The sequence below is a fragment of the Zooshikella ganghwensis genome, assembly GCF_018263875.1.
Lineage (GTDB): Bacteria > Pseudomonadota > Gammaproteobacteria > Pseudomonadales > Zooshikellaceae > Zooshikella > Zooshikella ganghwensis.
Genome location: NZ_JAEVHG010000031.1, coordinates 1 through 26217 on the forward strand (window position 1 = coordinate 1; position 26217 = coordinate 26217).

At 42.5% G+C, this 26217-nt stretch carries 30 protein-coding genes; 24 read left to right on the top strand and 6 right to left on the bottom strand.

Annotation, left to right across the window (positions count from 1 at the left end):
• The 3 genes from rdgC to KHS79_RS24520 form a co-directional block, all read right to left on the bottom strand.
• Positions 1–283, bottom strand: a 283-nt coding sequence (rdgC, locus tag KHS79_RS24510; protein WP_212722807.1) for a recombination-associated protein RdgC, incomplete at its 3' end; no start/stop codon positions are given.
• Between the two features lie 17 nt (positions 284–300).
• The gene (locus tag KHS79_RS24515; protein WP_212722808.1) at positions 301–678 is read right to left on the bottom strand and encodes a helix-turn-helix transcriptional regulator; all 378 of its coding nucleotides are present in this window, start codon (positions 676–678) and stop codon (positions 301–303) included.
• 113 nt (positions 679–791) lie between these two features.
• Entirely contained in the window at positions 792–1184 is a 393-nt protein-coding gene (locus tag KHS79_RS24520) for a helix-turn-helix transcriptional regulator (RefSeq protein WP_212722809.1), read from the bottom strand.
• A gap of 224 nt (positions 1185–1408) precedes the next feature.
• Here KHS79_RS24520 and KHS79_RS24525 point away from each other — a divergent pair, with 224 nt between their 5' ends.
• The 3 genes from KHS79_RS24525 to KHS79_RS24535 all read left to right on the top strand — a co-directional run bounded on the left by KHS79_RS24525 (position 1409) and on the right by KHS79_RS24535 (position 5050).
• Positions 1409–3673: a bifunctional DNA primase/polymerase gene (locus tag KHS79_RS24525; RefSeq protein ID WP_212722810.1), complete on the top strand. Its 2265-nt coding sequence runs from the start codon at positions 1409–1411 to the stop codon at positions 3671–3673.
• 346 nt (positions 3674–4019) lie between these two features.
• Positions 4020–4421, top strand: a complete 402-nt coding sequence (locus KHS79_RS24530) for a RusA family crossover junction endodeoxyribonuclease (RefSeq protein WP_212722811.1) — start codon at positions 4020–4022, stop codon at positions 4419–4421.
• A gap of 14 nt (positions 4422–4435) precedes the next feature.
• The gene (locus KHS79_RS24535; RefSeq protein ID WP_212722812.1) at positions 4436–5050 is read left to right on the top strand and encodes a hypothetical protein; all 615 of its coding nucleotides are present in this window, start codon (positions 4436–4438) and stop codon (positions 5048–5050) included.
• 101 nt (positions 5051–5151) lie between these two features.
• Here KHS79_RS24535 and KHS79_RS24540 read toward each other — a convergent pair whose 3' ends face one another.
• Positions 5152–5424: a hypothetical protein gene (locus KHS79_RS24540; protein ID WP_212722813.1), complete on the bottom strand. Its 273-nt coding sequence runs from the start codon at positions 5422–5424 to the stop codon at positions 5152–5154.
• Positions 5425–5647: 223 nt separating this feature from the next.
• Here KHS79_RS24540 and KHS79_RS24545 point away from each other — a divergent pair, with 223 nt between their 5' ends.
• From KHS79_RS24545 to KHS79_RS24590, 10 genes are all read left to right on the top strand, one after another.
• Positions 5648–6538, top strand: a complete 891-nt coding sequence (locus KHS79_RS24545; RefSeq protein WP_212722814.1) for an alpha/beta fold hydrolase — start codon at positions 5648–5650, stop codon at positions 6536–6538.
• 211 nt (positions 6539–6749) lie between these two features.
• Positions 6750–7505 (top strand): hypothetical protein, encoded by a 756-nt coding sequence (locus KHS79_RS24550; protein ID WP_212722815.1) that lies wholly within the window; start codon positions 6750–6752, stop codon positions 7503–7505.
• A gap of 627 nt (positions 7506–8132) precedes the next feature.
• A complete protein-coding gene (locus KHS79_RS24555; RefSeq protein WP_212722816.1) occupies positions 8133–11660 on the top strand; it encodes a toxin VasX in 3528 nt (1175 codons plus the stop codon).
• Positions 11653–12666, top strand: a complete 1014-nt coding sequence (locus KHS79_RS24560) for a hypothetical protein (RefSeq protein ID WP_212722817.1) — start codon at positions 11653–11655, stop codon at positions 12664–12666. The genes KHS79_RS24555 and KHS79_RS24560 overlap by 8 nt, the downstream gene beginning before the upstream one ends.
• Before the next feature lie 244 nt (positions 12667–12910).
• Entirely contained in the window at positions 12911–13312 is a 402-nt protein-coding gene (locus KHS79_RS24565; RefSeq protein WP_212722818.1) for an N-acetylmuramoyl-L-alanine amidase, read from the top strand.
• A 141-nt stretch (positions 13313–13453) separates the two neighbouring features.
• Positions 13454–13858: a tail fiber domain-containing protein gene (locus tag KHS79_RS24570; RefSeq protein ID WP_212722819.1), complete on the top strand. Its 405-nt coding sequence runs from the start codon at positions 13454–13456 to the stop codon at positions 13856–13858.
• A 77-nt stretch (positions 13859–13935) separates the two neighbouring features.
• Entirely contained in the window at positions 13936–14343 is a 408-nt protein-coding gene (locus KHS79_RS24575) for a 3TM-type holin (protein ID WP_212722820.1), read from the top strand.
• A 4-nt stretch (positions 14344–14347) separates the two neighbouring features.
• Positions 14348–14584, top strand: a complete 237-nt coding sequence (locus tag KHS79_RS24580) for an HP1 family phage holin (RefSeq protein WP_212722821.1) — start codon at positions 14348–14350, stop codon at positions 14582–14584.
• 49 nt (positions 14585–14633) lie between these two features.
• Positions 14634–15041 (top strand): thiol-disulfide oxidoreductase DCC family protein, encoded by a 408-nt coding sequence (locus KHS79_RS24585; protein ID WP_212722822.1) that lies wholly within the window; start codon positions 14634–14636, stop codon positions 15039–15041.
• A 132-nt stretch (positions 15042–15173) separates the two neighbouring features.
• Positions 15174–15884: a BRO family protein gene (locus KHS79_RS24590; RefSeq protein WP_212722823.1), complete on the top strand. Its 711-nt coding sequence runs from the start codon at positions 15174–15176 to the stop codon at positions 15882–15884.
• A 63-nt stretch (positions 15885–15947) separates the two neighbouring features.
• On the opposite strand, the gene KHS79_RS24595 is transcribed toward KHS79_RS24590, so the two are convergent.
• Complete coding sequence (locus KHS79_RS24595; RefSeq protein ID WP_212722824.1) at positions 15948–16343, bottom strand: tail fiber domain-containing protein; 396 nt, start codon at positions 16341–16343, stop codon at positions 15948–15950.
• Positions 16344–16912: 569 nt separating this feature from the next.
• On the opposite strand from KHS79_RS24595, the gene KHS79_RS24600 reads away from it, so the two are divergent.
• The 3 genes from KHS79_RS24600 to gpW are packed head-to-tail and all read left to right on the top strand — an operon-like array spanning position 16913 to position 19627.
• Positions 16913–17392: a DUF1441 family protein gene (locus KHS79_RS24600; RefSeq protein ID WP_212722825.1), complete on the top strand. Its 480-nt coding sequence runs from the start codon at positions 16913–16915 to the stop codon at positions 17390–17392.
• On the top strand, positions 17373–19430 hold the full coding sequence (locus tag KHS79_RS24605; RefSeq protein WP_212722826.1) for a phage terminase large subunit family protein: 2058 nt from the start codon (positions 17373–17375) through the stop codon (positions 19428–19430). The genes KHS79_RS24600 and KHS79_RS24605 overlap by 20 nt, the downstream gene beginning before the upstream one ends.
• Entirely contained in the window at positions 19427–19627 is a 201-nt protein-coding gene (gene gpW / locus KHS79_RS24610; protein ID WP_212722827.1) for a gpW family head-tail joining protein, read from the top strand. The genes KHS79_RS24605 and gpW overlap by 4 nt, the downstream gene beginning before the upstream one ends.
• A 400-nt stretch (positions 19628–20027) precedes the next feature.
• On the opposite strand, the gene KHS79_RS24615 is transcribed toward gpW, so the two are convergent.
• Positions 20028–20219 carry a hypothetical protein gene (locus KHS79_RS24615; protein ID WP_094786857.1) on the bottom strand — a complete coding sequence of 64 codons (192 nt, stop codon included), beginning with the start codon at positions 20217–20219 and terminating at the stop codon, positions 20028–20030.
• A gap of 78 nt (positions 20220–20297) precedes the next feature.
• Here KHS79_RS24615 and KHS79_RS24620 point away from each other — a divergent pair, with 78 nt between their 5' ends.
• The 8 genes from KHS79_RS24620 to KHS79_RS24655 form a co-directional block, all read left to right on the top strand.
• On the top strand, positions 20298–21812 hold the full coding sequence (locus KHS79_RS24620; RefSeq protein WP_212722828.1) for a phage portal protein: 1515 nt from the start codon (positions 20298–20300) through the stop codon (positions 21810–21812).
• A complete protein-coding gene (locus KHS79_RS24625; RefSeq protein WP_212722829.1) occupies positions 21809–23092 on the top strand; it encodes a S49 family peptidase in 1284 nt (427 codons plus the stop codon). Before KHS79_RS24620 ends, KHS79_RS24625 begins: the two co-directional genes overlap by 4 nt.
• Positions 23076–23444 carry a head decoration protein gene (locus KHS79_RS24630; RefSeq protein WP_212722830.1) on the top strand — a complete coding sequence of 123 codons (369 nt, stop codon included), beginning with the start codon at positions 23076–23078 and terminating at the stop codon, positions 23442–23444. Before KHS79_RS24625 ends, KHS79_RS24630 begins: the two co-directional genes overlap by 17 nt.
• An 89-nt stretch (positions 23445–23533) precedes the next feature.
• Positions 23534–24568, top strand: coding sequence for a major capsid protein (locus KHS79_RS24635; RefSeq protein WP_212722831.1), 1035 nt, complete (start codon positions 23534–23536; stop codon positions 24566–24568).
• 3 nt (positions 24569–24571) lie between these two features.
• The gene (locus KHS79_RS24640) at positions 24572–24904 is read left to right on the top strand and encodes a hypothetical protein (RefSeq protein ID WP_212722832.1); all 333 of its coding nucleotides are present in this window, start codon (positions 24572–24574) and stop codon (positions 24902–24904) included.
• Entirely contained in the window at positions 24895–25413 is a 519-nt protein-coding gene (locus KHS79_RS24645; protein ID WP_212722833.1) for a hypothetical protein, read from the top strand. The genes KHS79_RS24640 and KHS79_RS24645 overlap by 10 nt, the downstream gene beginning before the upstream one ends.
• Entirely contained in the window at positions 25406–25936 is a 531-nt protein-coding gene (locus KHS79_RS24650; RefSeq protein WP_212722834.1) for a hypothetical protein, read from the top strand. The genes KHS79_RS24645 and KHS79_RS24650 overlap by 8 nt, the downstream gene beginning before the upstream one ends.
• On the top strand, positions 25911–26217 hold a 307-nt coding region (locus tag KHS79_RS24655), incomplete at its 3' end, for a phage baseplate assembly protein V (protein ID WP_212722835.1). The genes KHS79_RS24650 and KHS79_RS24655, both read left to right, overlap by 26 nt.

Sequence of the window (26217 nt, forward strand, 5' to 3'; positions counted from 1 at the left end):
CCTGTTCTTTTTCCAGGGTTTTAATACGTTCTTTGACGTATTTGCTGATGACCGAGTTAGGCAGCATCTTTTTTTCTTTCTGTAGGCAGAGCAATTGGAAATTACCGATATGCTCAGCAAAGTGTTCCGCTTCTTCTCCAAAGGGGCGAACCCAGCCATAGCTTTCCGCCTGTTGGGGCGTGCAGGGTTTAAAGGCCTGAGCGCTTAATTTCTCGTTTAGCAACGCCTGGTCAAGCTTGGCGACCTGTTCGCAGCGGAAAAAGATTGCGTTTTTAAACCACATGATGTGCACCTCTTGTTTTATGTTGTATGCAGGGTGGGAACAATCGACTCATACCGGTTAGTACGCGTTCGGTAGATTCGATTACGTAGGAGTGGGTCATCGGAAAAGGCCGGCACGAGGGCCAAGGACAGCGCTAACAGTCCCATGGACAACGGACAGATCACCTTTGACCGGATCAGCTCGGCGACCAGTTGTGTACGATTCTTCAGACAGTGTTTATGCAGTGCGGCTTTAATGGTCTTGGAAATGGTGTCCGGCGCAACCGAATACTTGCGGGCAATTTCCTTATCCGATAAGCCATGCAGAGCTTCAAAGGTATACAGCGTTTGTCGTGGGGAGAGCTGAAGGTTGTTCAGGTAGGCTTTCCAGTGGCCTATGGTGATCGTGTCGTCCATGGTGAGTACCTTGCAGGTTCCAAATGATATAATTTAGTATCTACCTGCAAGGGTTTTAAAGTCAACATAAGCGCACATTGAACTTTGCTACTAGACTATTTGGTCTGATAGTTTTAATTATTTCTTAAGCTTGTAATTAGCGAGTAGAGCATATCTACCTCTTTCTCAGATAGGTTTCCATCAAGGATTAAATCCATAAACTCCTTAGCTAGAACCCTTACCTTTTGTTGTAATTGTATATCTTCTTCCTCTTGAAGGATTTTATCTCTTGCCGCTAAAAAGTTAGCTTTTAAGTTAGGCATAAAGAATTTAATCTCTTTGCCTGTTATATCGGCTATCTTGCGTAGGTGGTCAACTCTAGGACCTCTTCTAACCTCGGGATCTTCTGACTCCCAGCGCGATGCAGTAGCCCGAGTTACACCGCATAGCTTTGCAAGTTGACCTTGTGTATAACCTGCATTTAAGCGCGCTTCTTTGATTTTTTCCCACAATTCCGGTTCGGACATACTTAACTCAGTGTAATTTAGGTGTAACTAATAGCTGTAGTATATGTAATATTATGTTGACTATTGATTTTTTTATGCCTACAGTATCGCATAGCTAGTAATCAAAATGTTGCTATAACTACACTTGTATAACTTTTGCCTGCCTAAAATGTAGTTGTTGCGGTTGTTTCCTTCTATCCCCTCACACGGGAGTAGTCAACAATTGATAACAGGAATAACCAGTAATGGAAGCTGATAAACCACCAATCACTGAAGAAACAGCCTGGGAACTCTACGACAGAGGGTTCACCGTTATCCCGTTAGGTTCACCATTTGAAACGCCACCGCCTTACTTTGTCAACAAACGCTTTGACGGAGACAAAGAAAAAGCACAGCAGGAGTGGCCTAAACAGGCGCGTGTGCCGTGGGCTAAGTTCCAAAAAGTCACGCCTTCGCTTGAAGATATGGACTATTGGACCGCCTCCTATCCTCGTGCTAACTGGGCCATTGTCACCGGTGCACATGTCATTGTGGTGGATGCTGACTCTGAAGAAGCCGTTCAGTTTATGGAATCCGGCACCATCGGTCGAACGCCGTGGAAGGTGAAGACGGGCAAAGGTAAACATTTTTATTACGCCGTTAATCCCAACGTAGAAATTCGCAATTCGGTCAATCCACATTCCAAGATCGATATTCGGGGGCTGGGCGGTTATGTTGTGGCGCCAGGCTCGACCCATGCCAATGGCAGTCGGTATGAATGGGAATACGACGCCAGTTGGGTGATTGATAGCATTGATGACTTACCTTGTTTGTCAGAAGATGATCTGCAAGCCATTCAGCAATTTAATGGACGACATGTCATTAATCAGACCAAGGCTGATGCCACTAAAACCAAAGCTACGACTGAAGTGAAGGGTAACTTAGGTTTTAGCACAGCCGATTACCAACCCAAGGCCAGTGGCGAGGCGGTGAGTGAAGGTTCACGTAACCAGTCAGCGGTATCATTAACAGGCCAATATATTGCCTCAGGCATGGACCTGCGCACCATAAAGCAGATGTTGGATACCTGGAACGCTGGCAACAGTCCACCGTTAAATTCCAGTGAGCTCAATACCTGTATTGCCAGTACGGTGATGACTCACTTACGTAAACATCCTCATGATGTGATTCCTGTCCAGCCCGCTCCACCTGAACCTTCCAAGGCGAGTAACCTATCACTACCCGACAGTGGTGGTATGCCGGGCCATTTATACGACATACCCGGTGTACTGGGCGAGGTCGTGCAGTTTGCTAATCAGACCGCACGACGAAAACAGCCCGCATTGGCAGTACAAAGTGCATTGGCACTCGGCAGTGTGGTTTGCGGGCGTTATTACAAGACCGATAAAGGGAATTTTTCGTCGCTGTACTTCCTGAACATTGCCAAGTCGGCCAGTGGTAAAGAGCACTGTAAGGATGTGGTGGAACAGGTTTTAGAAGCGTCGGGGTATGGGCGGCTCATTTCTGGTTCTGGCTATACGTCATCAGGTGCCTTGTTCAGTGAACTACTCCATGAGCCCAACCATATCAGTATCATTGATGAGTTTGGTAAGTACCTGGAAGGCAGTCAGCACAAAATGAATCCGCATAAAGCGGAGGCCATTACCCGACTGGTCGAGGCCTGGAGTAAGTGTGGGTCTTCACTTTATCCACCCGTTTATTCAACCATGGGCATGAGTAAGCAGGCGGCAGAAGAGATGCGCAAGCGGTGTATTAAGCATCCAGCACTCACACTATTAGCACTGACGACACCGGGTACCTTTTACGGTGCTTTATCGCCTGAACTGGTGAAAGACGGTTTCCTCGGACGCTTTATTGTCATGGAGAGCCAATTAAAACGACAGGTGTCGAGTGATCCTGGGCTAATCGAGGTACCCGAGAACATTACCAAGTGGGTGGCGACCATTCGGGAGAACTTGGCGGGTAACTTAACCAGCCATATGCCCCCGGAAAATAAGCCCGCACAGAATATTCTCGTGTTCGAGGAGGCGGCGCTCCAGCGATTAAAGGAACTGGACCAGGAAATCATTCAGAAAATGGATGAACTGGAACAGTACGGTATTGAAGTACTGCTGGGGCGCACCCGAGAAAAGGCCATGCGCATTGCGTTAATTCTGGCCCTGTCGGTTGATCCATTTGCCGAGACGATTACACGACAGGTGACGGATTGGGCTATTGATTATGTTCGCTATCACGATTATTATATGGTAGATACCGTAGTGAACCGTGTAGGCGGTTCTTCCTTTGAAACTCAATTGAAAGAATGCGTTCATGAAATTGAGAAGGCAAAGGAACGCGGTCTCACCCTCTATGAAATTGGTCGTAACCCTAGTTTCTCTAAGATGCGTGGTAAAGAGCGCAAGGAGATACTAGACGACATCTGTTCCAGAGGGCATGCCCGATTAATCCAGGTGGCTAAACCAACCGGTGGACGTCCGAGGATGGCTTATGTGCATGCCAATTTCTGCTGAGGCCACGGATCAAGGGGTTTTCACAAGTTTTCACGAGTTTTCACATGAACTCATGTTAAAATTACTCCTTGATTTTATTAGAAAAAATGGCCTTTTCACATTTTCACAAGAATTCCTAAAGTCCCCTAGAAAGACCCCAGAAAAAAGCCAGGGGGGGGTACTTTTTATGTGAAAATGTGAAAACTATTATTTATATATATTTTATTATTTTTTTTATTTATATATTAAATACTTACAGAAGTATTAGTTTTCACAAATATACATGTGAAAACCCTGTGATAATTTGTGAAAACCCCCGCCTAGACCTCTTCCTTGAAACAAATCTGTCACATACTACGAGTGCCTTATGAATCAAGCCTACGCGATTACACCCAACACCAAGCCTCGCATGACCCGTGCAGACAAATGGAAACAACGCCCCTGTGTCATGCAGTACCGTGCGTACAAGGATGCACTACGGACGTTGTCTATCGAACTGCCTGAGAGCGGCTACCATCTCATTTTCGTGTTACCCATGCCCAAGTCATGGTCGAAGAAAAAACGGGCTGAGATGCGAGGACAGCCTCATAAGGCGACACCGGATAAGGACAATCTAGAGAAAGGGTTACTCGATGCCTTGTTCGTAGACGATGCTCATATCTGGGATGGACGCGTCAGTAAGTATTGGGGCGACGAGGGACAGATCATCGTGAAACGGATTCCAACCTACAACACGTTAGACGAAGCGTTGAACTCGACGATTCACTGAGGGGAGGGGATTAGATGGCCAATGGTAATGTGCAAATGGCTACAACTGACGCCTATCAGCCTGCACAGCAAAAAAATGGACCCAACCTGGTGTTACCCTGGCACTCGGCTAAAGTGGCCTGGCATGAGGCGTTTATGAGCATGCGCGCCAGGTCGATGATTAAAAGTTCAGGGACGTCGCCGTTTAACAACATGACGCAAATTGGCCGGCATCTGGAAAAAGGGGTTGTTCAGGATGCCATTGCCAAACTACCCAAGCCAGTTATCCATTGGGGCATGTATTGTTATGCACCCGAGCATGATAAGACCGATACTTATAAGTCTCGTGTCGCTGATCGACTGTATGCCATGATGGTGGAACAATTGGATGATACATACCTCAGGAGTCGTATTCGATGTATACGGCTAGTGACGATGTGCAATATTGCCATTGAGGAACGGAAACACCAGCAATGGACCGGTGAGTTTTATTCTGATTACAAAAGGGCGCAACTGCTGGGTATTCATCATCAGAATTTTCAACGGGATTATGGTCAGTTGTATGGAACTATGCAGGAAGTGCTGAGTGGGTATTGTGGGAGAGCGTTGGGAAACGTGGCTGAGTTACTGAAAGCAGAATCAAGCATTTGAAGTAATACTGTGGATCATGTGCTGGCGTGTGCCTGTAATAATAAGTATACCGACAGCCTGTTCATCGTATGTTGAGCAGGCTAGGGTGAGTACAGTACACTTTACTGGTACTTTTTCATTTCTTCATGGTGTTTACGTCGTTCACGCTCCATTTCTTCTTGATGTTTACGCTCTTCGCGGTCCATTTCTTCGTAGTGTTTACGTTCTTCGCGTTCCATCTCTCTCTGTTTTTTTAGCGCTTCCCGCTCAGCCTCTTGCTGTTTTTTGAGTTGCTCCTTTTGCTCTTTGTATGGATCATCAGCGTGTGTACTGAAAGGTATTATTGAGAGGACTGTGATTATTGCCGTTAGTGCTAACTTGGCTGAAACATGCATCTTGCGCTCCTTAAAATTGAGGGTAGTATTTCTTTAATGATTAAATAGTAGCCAGAAAGTTAAATCTATTCTGTTACATAACGTAGCTTGTGATGTATAAAGCAAGTTTAGTGGGACTGTAGTTTTTGCTCGATGTAGGATGTTGTGGGGAGTGGTTAAATTGCTGGATGCATCGCAAACAAACTGATGAGAAGCTATTGGATGGAAAAGCTTAGGTGGGACGGTGAACATACTAAAACTTTCAATCATTTTAGTTACAGGCCTGGTGGGCTTGTTAATGAATGGTGTAGCCGCAAAAGAAGTTAAGATAGATGACAGTCTCACAATATTTTATGAACAAGCAGGAAGCGGTGATACAACGATTATTTTTATTCCAGGCTGGATGATGTCAACAGAGGTTTTCGAACATCAACTGGCTCATTTCAAACATTCTACAACGTACCGAGCGCTGGCGTATGACCCAAGAGGTCAGGGCAAATCATCAAAACCAGTTGAAGGGCACACCTATCAACAACATGCTCGGGATCTGGCCAAGCTGATTGAAAAACTGGACTTAAACAAAGTGATTTTAGCGGGTTGGTCATATGGAGTAACGGAACAGTTGGCGTATATAAATCAGTTTGGTACTGAAAAAATCAAAGCCATGATCATGATCGATACTGGACCTGATATAGCAGGAGCAACGCGCGATGAGTGGGTCTGGTACCTTAACGATGACTCAGACGGCTATTCTCGATCATTTACTGAAGGTATCATCGAAGACCGCGATAATGTGATTACAGGATTTGCCAAATGGATGCTGGAAAATCCGACACCGAAGGTTGTTGCCTGGCTAACGAAAATCGCTAATCAAACCTCAAGTAGTGTCGCGGCAATTACAAATGCTACAGGGTTTTATCTTGATTACAGTAAGGACCTTATCGCACTAGAGGGTAAAATGCCTCTGTTGTATGTTGTGCGCAGTGAGATGAAGGCAGTGGCAGATAAATGGATTAAAGCCAACACGCCATCCGCTACTACTGCCTATATGGGCAAGCATATGATGTTTTGGGAGAGGCCTAAGGAATTCAATAAGGTCGTTGATGAGTTCCTTGCAAGTGTTAAATATAAGTAACAACTGTAGTGTATTTACTTCCAGGATTTTTAGCGGGATTGTGAGCTGTTGTATGGGTCTATGCAGGAAGTGTTGAGTGGGTATTGTGGGAGAGCGTTGGGTGCTGTAGCTGGGTTACTGAAAGAATCAGCGGACAGTCACATTAAAGTGACGTAATGTTTTACGTCAGAATGACGTTCATTAATAGTTATGACCCTTGGATAAGTTAAACATGGAGTCACTTTTTCTATCAAAATTAGTGTTGCCCTTCTTCTCTACTATGGGGGCTGCTCTAATTATTATGTACATAAATTCTGTGAACAGAAGGGTCAAGGAAACCAAACAGAAGATATATGCAGCTACATACATATTAGATTCGAGTATGCGTATACTCTCGTCTGAATTTATTTTGCTTATTCATACAATCAAGCCACATATAGAAGCTTCATATAGAATTGTTAAAGGCGATCAAAAGCTATTAGAGACAATGCTATTAATTGATGAGTTCGATATCCTAACAGTAGCAGGCCCTGACTTTTCCCATATTCCTAACGAATTTACGTTGCAACTTGGTTACGATAATCTTGAATTAGTCCAGATGTATGACACGCTTCTCTATCTATACCGAAGCGATTCAACAAGAAAATCATTAAATGATTTCCTAAAAGATAAACTCAAAAGTATGGATGGATTTTTGCAGAAAAGTGAACCAGAGAAACTTGATATCCTTAATACCTATATTGATTACCTTGATAGACTACAGCATGAAGCAAATCGACTTATTTTCATGGTTTCCCACAATGTTCTACCTAGTCTAGAAGATTATTTAAAAAGCTATAAGTTTTGGTTTTACTCTACAAGTCATGCGAATAAGACAATAAAAATGATTAAAGATATTATGCGGAACAATGTTGCGTATATGCCAGAGTCCGATTTTATGGAAAGAGTAAGGCATGGTGGCATTCAAAGAGAAATCAAAAAGTCATAATAATTAGCTGGTGACTATATCTCTTGGTTCTCTGCTGATTATTGGTATCCTTCAAGTTGCTTGTTGGATTCACCTTACATTCCTAGCTTTGAATTTAAAGAAGGTGATCCTTCATTTAAAAAATGTACTTTATACTGCTGCACTTGTGGTATACCTGATTGTTGGCTTTTCCGGTGTCTTATAACTGTTAGAGATGAAATTGTAATATGGTCTGATTTTGAGCAGTTTCATCGAGGGTGGTAATAGGAGATTGGTCCATTTATATTTGAGTATCAACAATATTTGAGTTTTTTTAAAGATGTATAATCAGATAAGAGCTGGTGCCCTAGCCAGCTCCCCACATCACCCTGCATGCTGGTCCTTTAAAATCCTCTCTTGTAACAGATCGTAGCCTTGTGACGTCCATTCCTTAGCGCCTCATGGCTTTCGCCTACAATAGCGACCAGTTATTGGTTGTAAGGCGAAGTCATGAAATTGGGTGCCAATCGCAGTGTATTTTTATTGGAGATTACCGGATGTCATGCAAAAGCGTAGGCATGGTAAGACTTTGTCTGACTATTTCTCATTTTTTGAGTGAAGTAAAGCAGTTAGTTAATCACCTTAATACAGTATGGATCGAAGTAAACAATGAGTAGTGATACACCGGATAATAGCCCATATGGTAAGCCTGCTAACCGTGAAGAAGCCCGTGCAGAAATTGTGGATGGGGCTACAGTGAATGGTGTTGCCCTGTGTCCGGTGATTGAGGAGTTTATCTACCTGTACCCAACACGGTATGCCTTAGCTGAAAAAGAAGTTAATCACCCAGCGCTCAATCCTAACTTCGAATCATTAAGTAAGCCAACAGGTGTACGATTAGCACGTAAGGGATTTGTATACATTTTTCACTCGTTAAAGCCTGATGAACTCCTATCTTTTGAAATTCAGCATGAAAGTGAGCAGTCTCGTTACTGGGAACAAAAAGCACGTGTCGGTGAACCAAGCTTTTTAAAAAAGCCGATTAAACTCAAGCGACAAGGATTTATTGATGTTGCCTATTCAGAAATAGAATGGTCAAGCTCAACAATTTCAGCATTAAAAAACGATCCACGTTTACGTTACCAGCGTATGCAAAGAGTAAGTCTTGAAGACTATGACTTTGGCAAAGGAGCTAAACACCTTGTGCCATTAAAAGATATTAGCAATGTGCTGAGTGAATTTATTGGTAAAAAGCAACTTGAGCCGCCGGCTAAACGAGAACATAGTCTGCCTTTCGAATGGGAAGCTTTTAGTTGGTCATCTTTGCCACTTGCCCCAGCCTCCAAGGGTAAAGTTTTGGCTGAAACCCAAGGTACTTCATTTAATACTGCTCTGCTTGTATTACACGACATTCTAGGGGTATTACATGATCTGGATATGCACGCCGAGTGTATTTATCGAGAAAAACGAGAGTGGTACGAAAAAAATAAACAAGCACTTCATTCAGGACAATTTATTCGTGGGTTATACCATATCACGAAAGGTGACTTAAATAATCACTTAAAAACAAGTGAAGACTACCAAAAACTTGATGAGTTGGATCAGGAAAGTTTAGAGGCATTTACTCGGGTCGCTGAGCTAAGAAACGAAGCCACTTTACTCAGGCATAAAGCCACTCGATTTAGAAAAAGTGAAATCCGCAGCCCTCAAAATAGACAGCAAAACTGGTATAAGCGCTATCAAGCGATGATGGCTCAAGCAGATGCTAAGGATGCAGAAGCATCGCGTATTGAGGAAAAGTTAGAGCGTAAACATGGTAGTAAGTATGAAGACTATAAACAAGCCGTAGAAGAATACCGATTCGCAAAACTTAATATGTATAAAGATGTGAGTATGTGGAATGTACCTCGCATTGAACAACGGGTCCGCACGAAAGCAATGGAGGTGTTTTTGGATGATGCGGATGAACTGGCTCAGTGTATTGCAGAATTAGAAGAAGAAAATAGTTTAGATCGGGCCTCTTTATTACCCAAATTTAATAAAGCGGCATGGTATTTTGATATTACCATTTTTTCGCATGTACAGCGTTTACATGAAACCCATTTTTGCTGCGTTGCAAACCTGTGTGGTGATGCTGAGGGTAAAGGCATTAAGTTAGCGCATAAGCTGTATATCGAAGAATTTGGTGAGGATAACCTTGCCTCGTTATTTATAACCAATTACAGCGTCGCCTCAGTAAATGAGCTAAATAATGCGTCAGGTAGTGCTGACGATATTAAAACTATACTGTCGTCAGCAAAAGACGTCAGTGAGTTAAAATCACTCCTAAAACTGGATCGATTTCCCGAGTTACAAGAGCATATTGAGTTACGGGGTAGTTTAATTGCAGTGCTTACCCCAGCCTATGTTGAAGAAGTGACAAGGACGTTTGATCAGGTGCGTAATGTCGATACAGTTGAACGTGCACGCAGAATTATTCGTCATACGGGTGTCGGTTTTGACATGCTATTGGTTAATGCTGCGGTGAACGATAACATAATGATTCGTTTACCCGATGCGGCTGCCGCCAATCAATTTGAACGTGCACTTAATGAATTAGCTGAAGAACAAAATGTCGTTCACACTTTACGCAAGCAACGTAATAAGGTTCGTAAACAGATCAAGCAAGCACTGAAACGGCGTGATCACACTATCGTTAAGGCACTCGAAAATGAGCTAGAGGGCATAAAACAAGCTTCAGTTAAAAAATGGCAAGCGATACAAGATGCCAAAGCAACCATTCGTTCTTATGCATCACCTACTGGTGTAAGTGAGGGGATGAGCGGCTTTAAAATTGATGGTTTAGGTCAAGGTGAAATAAATACCCTACACAAACATATTGAAGGTTTTCGTAGTGGTATGCAGGGTAATCATGGACAGGGACATTCCTGGGGAAGTGCTTGGAATGGTACTAAAAGCATCATGTTACCCACGTTTTTAGCGATTACCAATATTTTGAATGCGTTTTCGACGTTGGAAGATTCAGCCCATAAGGCTCAACGATCTGGATTAGACTGGAGTGAGATTGGAGCCGATATGATTGGGGCTTTTACAGCTACTGCATCAGTAGGTGTAGAGCTTTGGCGACATAGTATTGAAGGAGGGATTGAGAGCGGAAATCCTTTTTTAGTGAATAAGCTTGGCAAGGTTGTTATTTTATCAACTTTAGGTATGAGCGTTGTTGATGGAATAGGAGCAGCGATTGATAACATAAAAAAAATTAAAGAAGTTAAAGAAGCACTAGAGGATGATGACTATGTGGCTGCAGCCGGTAATGCCACCTCCATACTGGGAAACACGTTTGTACTGGTTGGTAATGTCCGGCAGGGGTATTACGCTTTTAAAGCGCTCGAATATGCTCGTTTGCATGGTATGAACTATGGTGCAGCACTTGCTCGCTTTGCTGGACCTATTTCCAGTGCGCTACCTTGGTTGTTGATGGGGGGCGTGTTGATATTGATCGGCGAAGCCATTTATGAAATTTATAAATCGCCTCCTATTATGGTATGGGTTGAGCGTTGTTATTGGGGTAGAAATACGCAAGGCTGGAGTCACCAAGAAGAGCAGCAGCAGTTAGCGGATGCTATTATGCGTCCACGTATTGAAGCTCAATATTATGTTGATGGTTATGTAAAAAATAAAAAATACGATCAACATCCTGAGTCAACTTTAACTCATAATATGGTGGATTTAACGATATCAATTCCAGGAATCAAGCGCAGCAGTTTTGTAGTACCTGAACAATCCGTACCTTCACAGCCGTGGGAATCCCCACTACAGATTGGTATTGCTGCAACCAATTACTATCAAGAACAAGATATTACTTTTTATATGTTGAATACGGCCTCTGCAGAATTTAAAAGTAATATGTTGCAGCTCAAAATATTTGTTTCGAGAGAAGCATTAAGAAATGCAACCAGCTTAAGTTTTAAGTTAATTTCCAGGCCTGACATGGCTTATAAAGCGGTACAACAAGATAAAAACTATGTTCGGTATACCGTTAAGTTAGACGAGTTTCAATATGAGGATGATGATAAGCCTGGTATGGTACCAGCCCTTGAAGATAACGATACATTACCAGGAGAACAGAGTATGAAGCTGTTTTCAGTCAATGATGCCTGGTTAAATTATGCGGTAGATGGTGAACAAAATGTATAAGTTTTCTGATGTTGAACAGAGTGATGGAGTAACCTCACTGATAATGTCACCACTTCCAATATGGACGGGTTATAAGGCTGCAGACCCTTTAAAAGTATTAACAAGAAAAAATGATGTTTATATCGATATTGGAAGTGGTAATGCGAAGGAGGCTTTTGAGGTATTGTATGGAGGGTTTTCCATCGCTACTTTAGTACTTTGGGGTATTTATTTATTTTGTGTGTTACTTATTGAGCCTCAAAGTGGCTTTATTAATTGGAATTTAATGCCTGTCATTTTATTTGGTTGGGTATTAGCTTTTTGTATGTGTTCATCTTATGTAATTATTGCACATATTAAACATGGCAAAGAAAATATGCAGACTCGTTTTAATCGACAACGTCGAGAAGTGGCCTGGGTTGATGATAAAAAACAGCTACATCTTGTGCCTTGGGAATCTTTTAAAGCTTGGGTGAGTAGTGCAAGTACAATAGGGGATAGCATCGCGTATCGGAGTTCGCTATTTGGTATGGGTCCACCTGCACCTGATGATCCGCATGGGTTTGTAGGCGTTTGGCGCATGCCATGTGGTACTGAGTTAGCTGGAATTATGCAATGGGAGTGTATTCGTTCATTTATGGAGTTAGGCCCTGATCATATCCCTGATGTTGATATGACTCAGCGAGATGCTACCTTGCACTATAAGAAACGTAAAAAACTGCGCCGCCAGGCTGAGTGGGGAGATTGGATTAAACAAGTGCTAGCAGACTGGTTTTTAGGGCGTTTTTGGGCATTTAAATATGCAGCTTTAAAAGAGCGGTTATATAGTGTTGAATTTTCACCGGAAGCTGATGAGTGGTCTAAACCGTTACCAGAAGAACAATGGGTTAAGCCTTCTGCTGAGCTGGTTGAACTCGAAAAAAAATGGCGGCAACGTTACAAACGTCGTGAAAAGTTTTTTGATATGGATCGTCGAATTGCTGAGGCAAAAGCTGAAGGACGCTATTATACGCCAGTTAATGAGTAGCAATTTCATATTTTTATTGGGGGATGTGAATGTTAAAAAACCAATAAGTCACAAATCGCCATCCCCAACAAATTGACACTTGATTACTAATTATATACCCTTATTTCTATAGTTGGATAACCCTGCCTAAACTGAGGGGTTTCTTGTTTTTGACTCTTTTTTAATCAATTCTCTGTACTTCAAATCAAATTCTTAAAGCTCACCTCGGTGGGCTTTTTTTATACCTGTAAAAAAGGAATTCACCATGAAGATTACCAAATTGGTCGTACATTGTGCTGACACGCCAAATGATAGAGATGTAACCGCTGAAGAGATTCACCAATGGCACATTCAGCAGAAATGGGCAGGAATCGGTTATCACCGTGTTATACGACGTAATGGGGTTATTGAGCAGGGTCGTCCTGAGTATTGGAAAGGTGCTCATGTAAAAGGCTATAACTCGACTAGCTTGGGCGTGTGCTTAATTGGTCGTGATCAGTTTACGGATGCGCAGATGCAAAGCTTGAAACGGGTATTACAAGAGTGGAAAGCGAAATACCCGAATGCTGAGGTTTGTGGGCATCGCGACTTAGATCCGCATAAAACCTGTCCGAACTTTGATGTGAAAGCTTGGTACCTTAGTAGGAAGTGGGATGAAGCAATGTAAACTCTTATTCAAGCTAGCAATATTTTGCTAAGAAGAAACTTATCATCGTTACAAAAGTAAGCACTACATAAATATACGTCTTGTGGCTTCTAACATCATAATAACCCTACAACAATGATGTGAATCAAGTTAAGGTAAACAATGAAGAAGCTGATTATAACAACTTTTATCGCCACTTTTTCCCTTTCTGTTTTCGCGAATGATGATGATGGCAAAGGTGAATATGATAACTGCGGTTGGGACTGTTTGGGATGGACTTGGAGTGACCAAGACTTAAAACAAAACGCTAAGGTTATTGAACGACCTTTAGAAAAGGTTATGCAGCTCAATGGTAAACAGTTTGAGTGGAAGCATGACAATAGGAAAGATATTGGTGTTATTGCACAAGAAGTTGAGACGGTATTTCCAGAGCTTGTAACGGTTGATGAAAAGACGAACTATAAAAAGGTTAATTATGCAGGTCTCGTGGGTGTCTTAATTGAAGCGGTTAAAGCGTTAAAACAGGAAAATGATAATCTTAAGCAACAATTAGGTATATACGATTAATTTTGCATAATTAGTTTTATTTCACCTATAAAGCCAGGGTATGCCGCTCTGGCTTTTTTCGTTCTATGATAACCCCTATGAAAATCTTACCTATTGATACCGTGGTGTCTTCTATAATGGAAGGCCTTGATGATTTATTTACCAGCGATGAAGAACGGTTAAAAGCCCATAATAAAACCTTAGAAACACTCAACCAGCCGCATATCCTCCAAGCCTTAACTACGTTAGAAGAAGCCAAGCATCCATCTATCTTTGTATCTGGTTGGCGGCCTGGTCTGGGTTGGTTATGTGTCGGCTTACTGACATATGCCTGGGTGTTAAGAGACTTAATAATAATTGCATTATCCCTTGCCAATCGTCCTGATGTGGTGGAAATGCTTCCTACGATTGATACCAGCCAGCTGATTACATTAGTCCTTACGCTACTGGGTTTAGGCGGTATTCGGACCATGGAAAAGATGAAGGGTGTTGCTCGCCAACGATAAACAAATGGTTACTCCGATGATTACCGAAAAAATGATTTCCAATGCGCCCTATGCGGCGAGTACATTTACCATCATAGCGGGTTTTACCGTCAAAGATTGGGGCGTCATTATCGGAGTAATTCTTACCTTAATTACCGTCATCGTGAACTGGGTGTATAAGCATCGGCAGGATAAGCGGGAAACAGCAATTTTTAACCAGAAAATGAAAAGCAGTACAACTAATAAGGTTAATAGCATTTAGTAGAAAATGTGTTATTTTGATAATAACCAATTAGTTTGCGAGGTTAATTATGGATCAGTCTATACCTCTAACCCTCTTTTATGATGGAGCATGCCCATTTTGTATGAGAGAGATTGCTTGGCTGCGTCAGCACAATGACAAGAAGTTTTTATCATTTGTTGATATCAGTGAAGCTTCATTTAATGCTAATGATTATGGGCTGAACAATGATGAGGTCAACAAAGTACTTCATGCCCAGTGGGCTAGCGGTGAAACGCTCAGAGGAATGGAAGTCACCCGTGCTGTTTACAATTTAATTGGTTTAGGGTGGCTAGTAAATTTTACAGGTTGGCCTGTGTTTAACTGTGTATTTGATAAATTATATATGTCATTTGCAAAACGTAGAATTTTGTTGGGTAGTATATTTAGCGCTTCTACTAATAAATCATGCTCCATTAATGAAAAGAAACATGAATAGTGCTTCAGGATGAATTGTTATACACATAGTTAAATAATTTTGATGGCTAATAAAATCAAGTAAGAACCATAAATAAAATTGGTAAAGCCCACTTAGGTGGGCTTTTTTTTAACTAAAATAAGGTAGCAGTGAATGAATATAATTCCTTTCCAATTTGAATCAACAACCGTTCGTGTTATTAATAAAGAGGGTGAGCCTTGGTTTGTGGCAAAGGATGTGGCGTTAGCTTTGGGATATCCTAAAGCGAATACCGTGACACGATTTTTAGATGAAGATGAGCTTGGGGCACACAATGTGTGCACGAGCGCTGGATCCCGCGAATTATCTATCATTAACGAGTCTGGCTTGTATTCAGCTATCCTTAAAAGCCGTCGGTATGAAGCGAAGAAATTTAAGAAGTGGGTAACAAGGGACGTATTACCCTGCATTCGTAAAACAGGTAGTTATGGTGTTACTCAAATTGATTGGAATAATCCAACGCAAATAGCTGGTTTTTTAGCGCAATCTCTTCAGCGGGTTCAGGAGCAGGATGAAGAAATCGCGATGTTAACGCCGAAAGCAAAGTTTCATGATCAGGTTATTCAGTCAGAGGATTCGTTGACCATTGCCGAAGCGGCTAAGATATTGGATACCGGACGTAATCGTTTAATGCAGTTCTTACGTCATCATGGTTGGATCAATCGCTTTAATGAACCTTATCAAGCTAAGATTGAAAGTGGTGATATGGATTTAAAATTAAGTCAGTTTGATCATCCACGACAAGGCGTAAAAGATAGAATAACGCCATTAATCACAGGTAGAGGATTAGTGAAACTGAAACGCATGCGTGCAGATTTTCATTAGTGTTTAAGGGCATGGGCACACTTTATGTGCCTCATGGTGGCGAATCAACATCGTTAAAAAAAACTAAATTTGACGTTCGTTTTTTAAATCATTGACTTCTTGTTTTAGTTCTTTAATGGCTTCAATCATTACGGGAATTAATCCAACATAGTCCACTTGCAGATAACCACATTTATTTGATACCAGTTCAGGGAAGACAGCTTGAACATCTTGAGCAACAACACCGAGCTGCTCACTTTGTACTTGTGCGAGTTTATTAAATTTTGCATAGCAATTTTGTTGGTCAGATACAGGCAACGATTGAATTAAGGCATTGTGTTCTTCACTCATAGGTATGTCATAGTTATAAGATATGCCATTGATCGTTGTTAATTTATTTAAGCTATTTTGAAGAGGAAGGACATTAGTTTTAAGTCCATAGTCGCTATATCTTAATATGGCGTCTTTTAATTGTTCCATAACATTACTGTTATCGGTATTAACTTTCTTGCCATTAATGACCACTGTGTCTGTGTTGGCATAGATCGGGTTTGAACATAAAAGAACCAAAGTAATAAAAGTATATCGTCTAATCATTTTTTGAAAACCGTCTAACTGTCTTACAATTTATGAAGATGTTACAAGTAAGGTATCGGTAGTAAATTGATATGTATCAGTATAAAAAGCTGAGTTTTTAATGAATACAATCGTTTTGGTTTGGTTCGTAGTTATTATTTAAATAATTAAATATAGAGGAAATAAAGATGGGAATGGCAGCTATATTTGCATTGCTTTTAGTCGGTTTATTTCTATTTATTTTTGATAATAAAGATGAAGAAAAATAAATTAATAAATAAGGTTGTTGGTTGTGAAATGTCTTGTTTTATAGTGTTTGGTGGTCGTGGGTCCTTCTTGCAATAATGTTAATTTTCGCCGGGCTTGATCTCGCGGTAAACGCAAAAATTTCGGTCTCTATGCGCCACAGCACTAATTAAGTGTTCAGCTTTAAAATTTCCTAATATTCATCTGATCTATCTGTGGTCAATACCATGTCTTCTGATACCTGTGAAAAATGGTCAATCAGCCAAATGTCACTGCTATTCGGCATGTGTCGTAAAACGGTGGGTAAACGCTTAAATTCGGCGGGTATTGAACCCATCGGTAAGGTTAAAGGTTATCCTGTGTATGCTTCTGATGAGGTCGGGCCAGCATTGTTCGGACAAAGTCATTCATCCAGTGTTGATGATCCCAATAGAATGTCTCCCAAGGACCGCAAAGATTGGTACCAGTCCGAGATTCAACGTTTACAGCTGGAGCAACAGGAAGGCTTATTGTGTAAAGCTGAAGAAGTACGCCGTACGATGCATACCTTGGTACAACTGTTAGTTCAAGCACTGGAGACCTTACCTGATCATTTAGAACGTAACTGTGCTTTATCGCCGAGCACACTGACGTTTGTAGAAAATACCATTAACGAAGTCCGTGTCTCTCTTCACGAGCAGTTAATTCATGCATTTAAACCCCGATAATTTATCCCATGAAGTCGCGGAAATTGTCACGCCACCCAGTACCATTTCGGTCAGCGATGCTGTCCGGCAAACCTTACGTGTCCCGCAAAGTGGTGGTGGCAGTAGTCCATGGTCAGCGGAGATCACACCGTATTTATTAGAACCCTTGGATTGCTTAAACAGTCGGGAATACACCGCCGTTATTTTTGTCGGTCCAGCTCGAACCGGTAAAACGTTGGCTTTTTTAGAGGGTTGGGTCAGTTATGTGATTGCTCATAACCCGGCGGATATGTTGATTGTGCAAATCTCGAAAGAAAAAGCCCAGGAGTTTTCCAAAAAACGATTGGATAGGGCTATTCGTCGAAGCCCGGAATTAGCCAAACGTATTTCCCCTCGGGTCCATGATAATAATATCCACGATAAAATCTTTCGGGCGGGTAATTATTTAAAAGTGGGCTGGCCGACGGTCAATATTTTATCCAGCTCCGACTATAAGTATGTCGCGTTAACTGACTACGATCGCTTGCCCCTGAATATCGACAGTGAGGGTGATCCGTTTACCTTAGCGAAAAAACGTACCACGACCTTTTTATCCAGTGGTATGACTTTGGTCGAGTCTTCCCCAGGTTGGAATATTAAAGATCCACGTTGGGAACCTTCCAGCTTACACGAAGCACCACCCACGGAAGGTATTTTAAGCCTGTATAACCAAGGCGACCGGCGTCGTTTATATTGGCCTTGTCCCCATTGTCGGGAATGGTTTCAACCAGTGTTTGAAACGTTACATTGGGATAAACATGCTGATCCAGTAAAAGCCTCGGAAAGTGTGTATATGTTATGTACTCAGTGCCGTGGTCGCATTGAACCGACACAAAAAGCAGATTTAAATCGCCAGTGTCGTTGGTTAGGAGAAGGTCAACGTATTACGTCAGACGGCGAAGTGACAGGGGAAAAACGACAATCGTTGTACGCCAGCTTTTGGATGGAAGGCCCGGCAGCCGGTTATCAAACCTGGCAAGGCTTGGTGTACAACTATATTCTCGCTGAACAGCATTATGAAAAAACGGGCAATCAGGAAAAACTACAAAGTACGATCAATTTGGATATTGGTCGTGCCTATTTACCGATTACCAGCACCACTAACCGCACGGCTAAATCTTTAAAAGCTCGGGCCGAACCCTTTATTAAACGGACCATTCCCAATGGTGTGCGCTTTTTAACGGCGGCGATTGATGTCCAAGGTGGAGCCAAGCGACGTTTTGTGGTGCAAGTCCAAGGCTGGGGTAAACACCTGGAAAGTTGGATCATTGATCGGTTTAATTTGCGTTATTCACCGTTTCGCGTGAACGAGGAAACCGGTGAAGTATTAGCGATTCACCCTGGTGCTTATGCCGAAGACTGGGATGTGATTATTGATAAAGTCCTGCATAAACACTACGTATTGAATGACGGCTCTGGTCGGGTGATGGGCATTCAATTGGTGGCCTGTGATTCCGGTGGTGAGGAAGGTGTAACGGATAATGCTTACCAGTTTTACCGTCGTATTAAAAAGTTAGGCTTACGTCATCGCTTTATGTTGATTAAAGGTGATCACCATACTCAGCATACTAAAATGCGGGAAACCTATCCTAATAACCAACATAACAGCCACAGCAAAGCGCGTATTTATGGGGATATCCCTCTGCAATTATTAAACTCCAATGCCTTTAAAGATGTGGTGAATAATTCACTGGAACGTGATATTCCAGGGCCTAATTATATTCACTTCCCTGACTGGTTACCGCTGAGCTTTTATGAAGAGCTGACCGCCGAAACACGCACGGCTGATGGTAAATGGGAAGAACTCGGTGGACCCAATGAGTCCTGGGATTTATGTGCCTATAACCGTGCCTGTATCCATAAATTAAAAGCTGACACCATTAATTGGGATGATCCTCCAAGCTGGGCACAGCCCTGGGATACCAATAGCCGGGTGTATACGTTAAACGCCGACAATGAACCCGACATTAAACCCAAATCAACGTTAGATCTTTCTGCCTTAGGACACGCCCTCGGATGAATACTGAACAATGCTTATTTGAAGCACGACAGGCTTTGCATAAATTACGCACTGGGGACTTAAGAGCATCAATCCGTGATGCGGATGGAGCCATGGTGACCTACCATAAGCCTGAGGATTTAGAGCGTTATATTGGCCAGTTAGAAGCGGAAATAAATCAGTCCAAACTGCGTCGCGCTTTTAAGTTGATTATATGAAATTTAATAATCACATTACTCTGTATAAGCGTTTAATACGAACGTTATATTCATGATCGATGTGAATAGGTATGGGGCGCTTTTTATCAGTAGTGGATGTGGACTCCCTTTTTTAAGATAAATAAAAACGAATAGCGTTCCAATGACTGGAGAATAAAAGACGAGAAACCAAAATATATCCACCGTAGCTAATTGCATACTGATAGGGGCAACGATTAATACAATGAAATAACCAATGACCCCAAAAAACCAGTATGCATGCAAGCTAAACAGGGTCATTGGTAACCATAACACTGGATGATGTTCGGACACTTCATTAATAAAGCTGCGACTTGTTAATAGCGCAACAATAGTGCCTAAGAAAATATTGAAAATATATAAATTTAAAAACTTTTTCATATTAGTATTTACATTGATGCAATTGGTAGTTCCAAGCGCCACCAGCATCTAAACATGTATCAATTTGTAATGCATCTGGGTGAAAATCAAACGTCCAATAAATAAAGCCAGTCATGGCCAACATAATTAATGCAATCGTACCAATAAATAGACTCATCACTATTAATAATATTTTTTTCTTACTTGTACTCACGATCAAATCAATCCTTATTTGGTTTTTTAATATATTATCATGTCACTTCTTATTGACACTTCGGGAAAACCCTTACAGATGGAATCCCGTCCGTTATCCACGCAATCCATTCAGAATAATATGGATTTTTGGCAACCGGCATTATTATCCATTGATCGTGAACACTTGCCAGAAATGCCCTTACGCAACAGTCGGGCACGGGATATTAAACGTACCCATGGTTATGCGAATGGGGCAGAACAGATTTATGTGGATAATATTGTGGGTCATCAATTTCGATTATCCGCTAAACCCAATTATAAATTACTGGGTTTGGATGCTGAAAAAGCCAGCCTTTGGGCCAAGGATGTCGAAGCCCGTTTTACGGATTGGGCCGAAGATCCAGACTGCTGGATTGATGCGGAAGAAAAAAGAACCTTAACCATGATGGCACGAGAGTCTGTACGACACTATGCGAGCCAAGGTGAAATACTCGCGTCAGCGGAATGGCGACGATATGAAAATAACCATCGACCACAGACCTGCATTAAATTAATCGACAGTGAACGTTTAAGTAATCCTTTTGAACAGGCGGATACTCAACGCCTAAGAGCCGGTGTTGAATTAGGTCTACGTGGCCAGGCCACCGCGTACCATATCCGTTGCTCTCATCCAGGTGATGTCGATTTAGCGTTAGATGCCTATCTCTGGAAAAAGGTTAAACGACGTAAGCCGTGGGGCCGACTGCAAATCCTGCATGTATTTGAGCCTGAACGCCCGGACCAAACACGGGGCATTAATGTCTTTGTCAGCACTTTGCGCAACTTAAAAATGCTGGAGCAATTCCAGGATGCCACCTTACAAAATGCCATTGTCAATGCCATGTATGCGGCGGTGATTCAATCCGAGTTTGATTCACAAACCGTATTACAGGCGTTAGGTGGTGGTGAATCAGAAGCACAGCACATGCTGAATAATTATTTAATGCAGGTGCAAGGCTTCCATAAGAGCTCACATAATATTCGTTATAACGGTGCTCGTATTCCCCATTTATTTCCTAATGAAAAGCTCGAATTAAAAACCGCCAAATCCAACCCGTATTTTGAGAATTTCGAAGACACCTTGTTAAGGCATATTGCCGCCAGTTTAAATATCAGCTTTGAACAATTAAGCCGGGATTTTAGTAAAACCAATTATTCCAGTGCCCGCGCCAGTATGCTGGAAAGTTGGAAATTCTTTTTAAGTGTCCGGCATATTATTCCCGCCCGTTTTTGTCAGCAGATTTATGCGCTATGGCTGGAAGAAATGATTAATAAGGGTGTGATTGAATTACCAGGGAACGCCAATTTTTATCAGAACCCATCCGCCTGGACGCGCTGTTATTGGATTGCGCAAGGCCAAACCCATATTGATGGCGTGAAAGAAGTGGAACGCTTGGAAAGATTATATGCCCTGGGCGTCATTACCTTTGAAGAAATTTGCATGATGCTCGGTAAAGATTACCAAGAAGTACTGGAGCAGCGACAACGAGAAGACCAGGAATTTAAAGCCTATGGTTTGTCACCTCCTAGTTCAAGTTCTAATCCCGTCGCCAAAAAGGCCGTAAAAGAATGATTATCGATGAATTAATCAATAAACCATTATTAATGAATCCGGGTTATGCCCGGATTTTTTTTGGGGCCTTGGCTGAACGGCTTAAATTACAGAGTTTAACGTTAGCTGATGGCGAGCAATTATTACTGGCCGATTTAAAAGCCAGTGCTGCGAATTATCAAGCCCGTGAGCGAAAGCTTTACCAAATCCAGGATGGCATTGCGGTGATTCCTGTGGAAGGCACGTTAACCCACCGTTATGGTTATTTAAATCCCTACAGTGGAATGACGGGTTACGATGGTATTCAAGCCAAGTTGGATACCGCATTAGAAGATGACGACGTGCGCGGTATTTTGCTGGACATTAATAGCCCTGGCGGCAGTGCCAATGGCTGCATGGATTTAGCCGATGCCGTTTATGAAGCACGACAGGTTAAACCGGTCTGGGCTTTAGTGGATGAACAAGCGACCAGTGCCGCTTATGCCATTGCCTCAGGTGCTAACCATGTTATTGCCCCTCGAACTGCACAAACCGGCAGTATTGGTGTGATCATGGCCCATGTGGATCAGAGTAAAGCCCACGAAAAGCTGGGTATTCATGTCACCTTTATCCATGCCGGTGCGCATAAGGCCGATGGTAATTCATTTCAGCCACTACCCGATGCTGTTAAAGAGCGCTTTCAGCAAGAGGTTGATGCGTTGTATGCCTTATTTGTCGATACGGTAGCAAGAAATCGTCAGTTGAATGCTAACACGATTCGTAAAACAGAAGCCGCCATTTACACCTCCGAACATGCCAAAGAAATTGGTTTAATTGACCAGATTTTACCGGCCAGCCAAGTGCTGACGGTATTCACTCACCACCTGAATGATACAAGGGCCATTATGACTACACCCACTGAACCCCAAGCAAAAAGCACACAACCTGCCGTAGAACCCATTGATATGGATGCGATTGAAGCCAGTGCAATCCAGCAAGAGCGGGAGCGCTGTTTAAGTATTTTGCAGTGTGATGCCGCTGAAGGCCGAATGACCACGGCAATACATCTGGTTAAATCCGGCATGGCCGCAGAGGATGCTAAAGCGTTACTGGAAACCTTACCTAAGGCGGAAGCGTCTGCAGCCAAAAAAGAAAACACCACAGAAAGCGCTTTTACTCAGCACATGAATAACGATGAGCATCCGAATATTCCCTCGGAAAGTACCCCTGAAAAAACAAATGAACCTAAATCCGCGATTCAGCAAATGTTGGCCGACTTTGAATTAATCACAGGAGATAACAGCCATGCATGCCGCCAGTAATCATTATTCTGTTCAACCATTAGTCCCCTTAATGACCGGCGAAACTGAGGTTAATACCATCACTGTCACCATTGCCAAAGGACAGCAATTACCGGCGAATGCCGTGTTAGGTCGTAATGATAAAGGTGAATATGTGTTATCCGATGCGGCTGCGACTGATGGTAGCCAGGTGCCCGATTGTATTTTAGCGTATGCCGTGGATGCGAAAAGCCAAGCACAATCTACAGGTGTATATACCTCCGGTTGTTTTAACCCCGCTGCACTGCATTTAGGTAATGGCCATTCGGAGCAAACCATTACACAGCCTTTTCGAGAGCGTGGGATTTTTCTAAAAACACCCAGTTACAAATAAATTATTATTTTAGTCCTCGCTTTTGTTACTCACCTTTCTCCTTATTGAAAATACTTCCTACATCACTTATTTAATAGGTAATTATTGCTATGACCGTGAATATCGACCGCGATACGATTACGCTGGTGCGTACGATCGAATTCAAGAAAAAACCGTTTCCGTATTATTTAAATAAATACTTTTCCTCGATTTATGAATCACAGGAGGAGCAAATTAATTTTGAATTAGTGTTTGGTGAACGACGACTTGCGCCGTTTGTATCACCGATGTTGGAAGGTAGACCACTACCGGATCAAGGCTATGAAGTAAAAAGCTTTAAGCCCGCGTATATCAAACCGAAAAATGCCGTTAAACCGCAACCGATGATGAAACGCCGTGTCGGTGAAGCCTATTTAGGCAGTTTATCGCCAGCACAGCGTTACAATATTTATAAAATGGAATTATTTATCCAACAGGCCGAAGCGATTGATAACCGTCTGGAGTGGATGGCCGTGCAAAGTTTACTGTATGGCAAAGTCACCATCAGTGGTGAAAATTATCCCAAATGCGAAGTCAATTATGGTCGAAACGGGGCGCTGACCATTAAAGCCAAAAAACCTTGGACAGCCGTTGATGCGCCCATCGTCGATGATATCGAAGAAATCAGTGTAGCCATGGCTTCCATCCCCGGTGGATCACAAGCCAAGGATATTTATTTTGGTCCTTCAGTATGGAAATCCATGCGTAAAAATAAACAGTTACTGGACCAACTGGATACCCAGGTTGCTGGCACCAATGCCACCATTGATCGAGGTCCACAAACCGCAGCCGATGATGTGGTGTTTGTCGGTTCGCTTGGTGGTGGACGCTTAAAACTACACTGCGACAGTCGTCAGTATCAGGATGATGCAGGCAACATGCAGCCGTTTTTACCTGAAGGTGTGGTGATGCCTGTGGGTGACGTGGAAGGTGTACAGTGCTTTGGTGCCATAATGGATGTCAAAGTATTACGGCCTATGCGTACTTTCCCTAAATCCTGGGTACAGGAAGATCCGTCTGTAGAATATGTGATGACGCAATCTGCCCCCCTGGTGGTGCCTGCTCGCCCCAATGGCTCAGCGTTATTAACTGACGTTTTAAAATAAGCTATGAGTATATTCCAATGTCTACAACAGGAGCTGAATCGGGAGCGCATGACCATGTATGGCCGGCCAATTGTGTTAACGGATGGCCAGATTATTACCGGTATTTTTTATTGGCGAGATCAGGAAGGGAAGCTGAATAAAATCCAATTAAATTATGCGACGCCTGAATTACATGTTTCGGTCAATGAGTTAAGCACGCTTGAACAGCATGAATATGTGATAATCGACGAGCAGAAATTCCAACTTAATTGGCCACCACTTAAAAAAGATACGGGTATGGCCATTATTAAACTATCCCCTTATGAAGCGGCTAAGGACGGTAGTCGATGGCGTTAAAAGTTGCGGTTGATATTAATGATTCACTGGATGACGTGTTAATGGGTTTGGATCGGAGTCAGGCAGATGTTAAGCGAGCCATTAAACGTGCCCAACGTAAATACACGACATTTATCGAACGGTTATTAATCCAAGCGGTGGTCGATGCCTCTGGGGTAAAGAAAAACCTGTTTAAAAAACACCGAGTACGTGTCACCACAGTGTATGCCGAAGGTAAAATTAAGGTCTGGCTGGGTGTTAATCCGGTAGGGTTAGGTTATTTTGGTAAGGTCAACGAAGTGCCTGGTGGTGTAAAAGCTGGCCAACATGATCGACCGGGGGCATTTAAAATTGGTGTTCAGAATGCTGCTTTTAAGCGGGCAGGGAAAGCACGTTTACCACTAGTGTATCAAACCGAAGACATTGAGCCGGTGGCGAAACCAGTTGCCATCCAAATTCTGAAACGTGGCAAACAACGACTCATAACCCTCCTGGAACAGGAACTCAATTACGCCTTAAATCATGAATAAATATGATCCTCTTGAATTAATTCACCAGGCGATGGTGGAGACGCTGACGAATCATTTTGGTAAACGATTGGAATTTGTTCAAGCTTATAATCCAGGTAAATGCCTGAATTCACCGGGTATTTATTTAGGCATGCACCAAATGGAAATGGGTGAAAATCCCGGTGATGGTCGCTATGTTATCAATGCGGATTGGTTTTGTTATTGTGTGTTAGCCAACAGCACACCTGATTTAGCCATTGAAATTCGCCGTATGGCCTGTGAGGTGATGCGTTTATTAAATCAGCCTGAAACGGGATTATGGGGACTCGATAACGTCGTTGCGTTACCGAAGCATATCCAAGCCATTCCTGCCTTATTTAATCCTGATACCGAAGGCTATGAAAGCTGGGAAGTGACCTGGCAACAGTCGTTTTATATTGGTGAATCACTGTGGGAAGACGAAGGTGAAACACCCAAAACTGTATTAGCCAGTCATGTCCCTTATACAGGTAAAACCTATGAACCCCGATATAAACCCCTTTAATATTGAAGAACTGATTCGCCTGGTTAAGAATTTAATTCGACCAGGTGTCATTAGGAGCGTGGATTATGATCGTGCGCGTGCCCGGGTACAAATGGATAAACTCACCACTGACTGGTTACCTTGGTTAACAACAAGAGCGAGCCATGACCGTTCCTGGTGGGCACCCGAGGCCGGTGAGCAAGTGGTGGTGTTATCACCGTGTGGTGAATTGGCCCAGGGTTTTATTTTACCTGCAGTGTATCAGGATAAATATCCAGCTCCACAGCAAACACCTGAAGTAT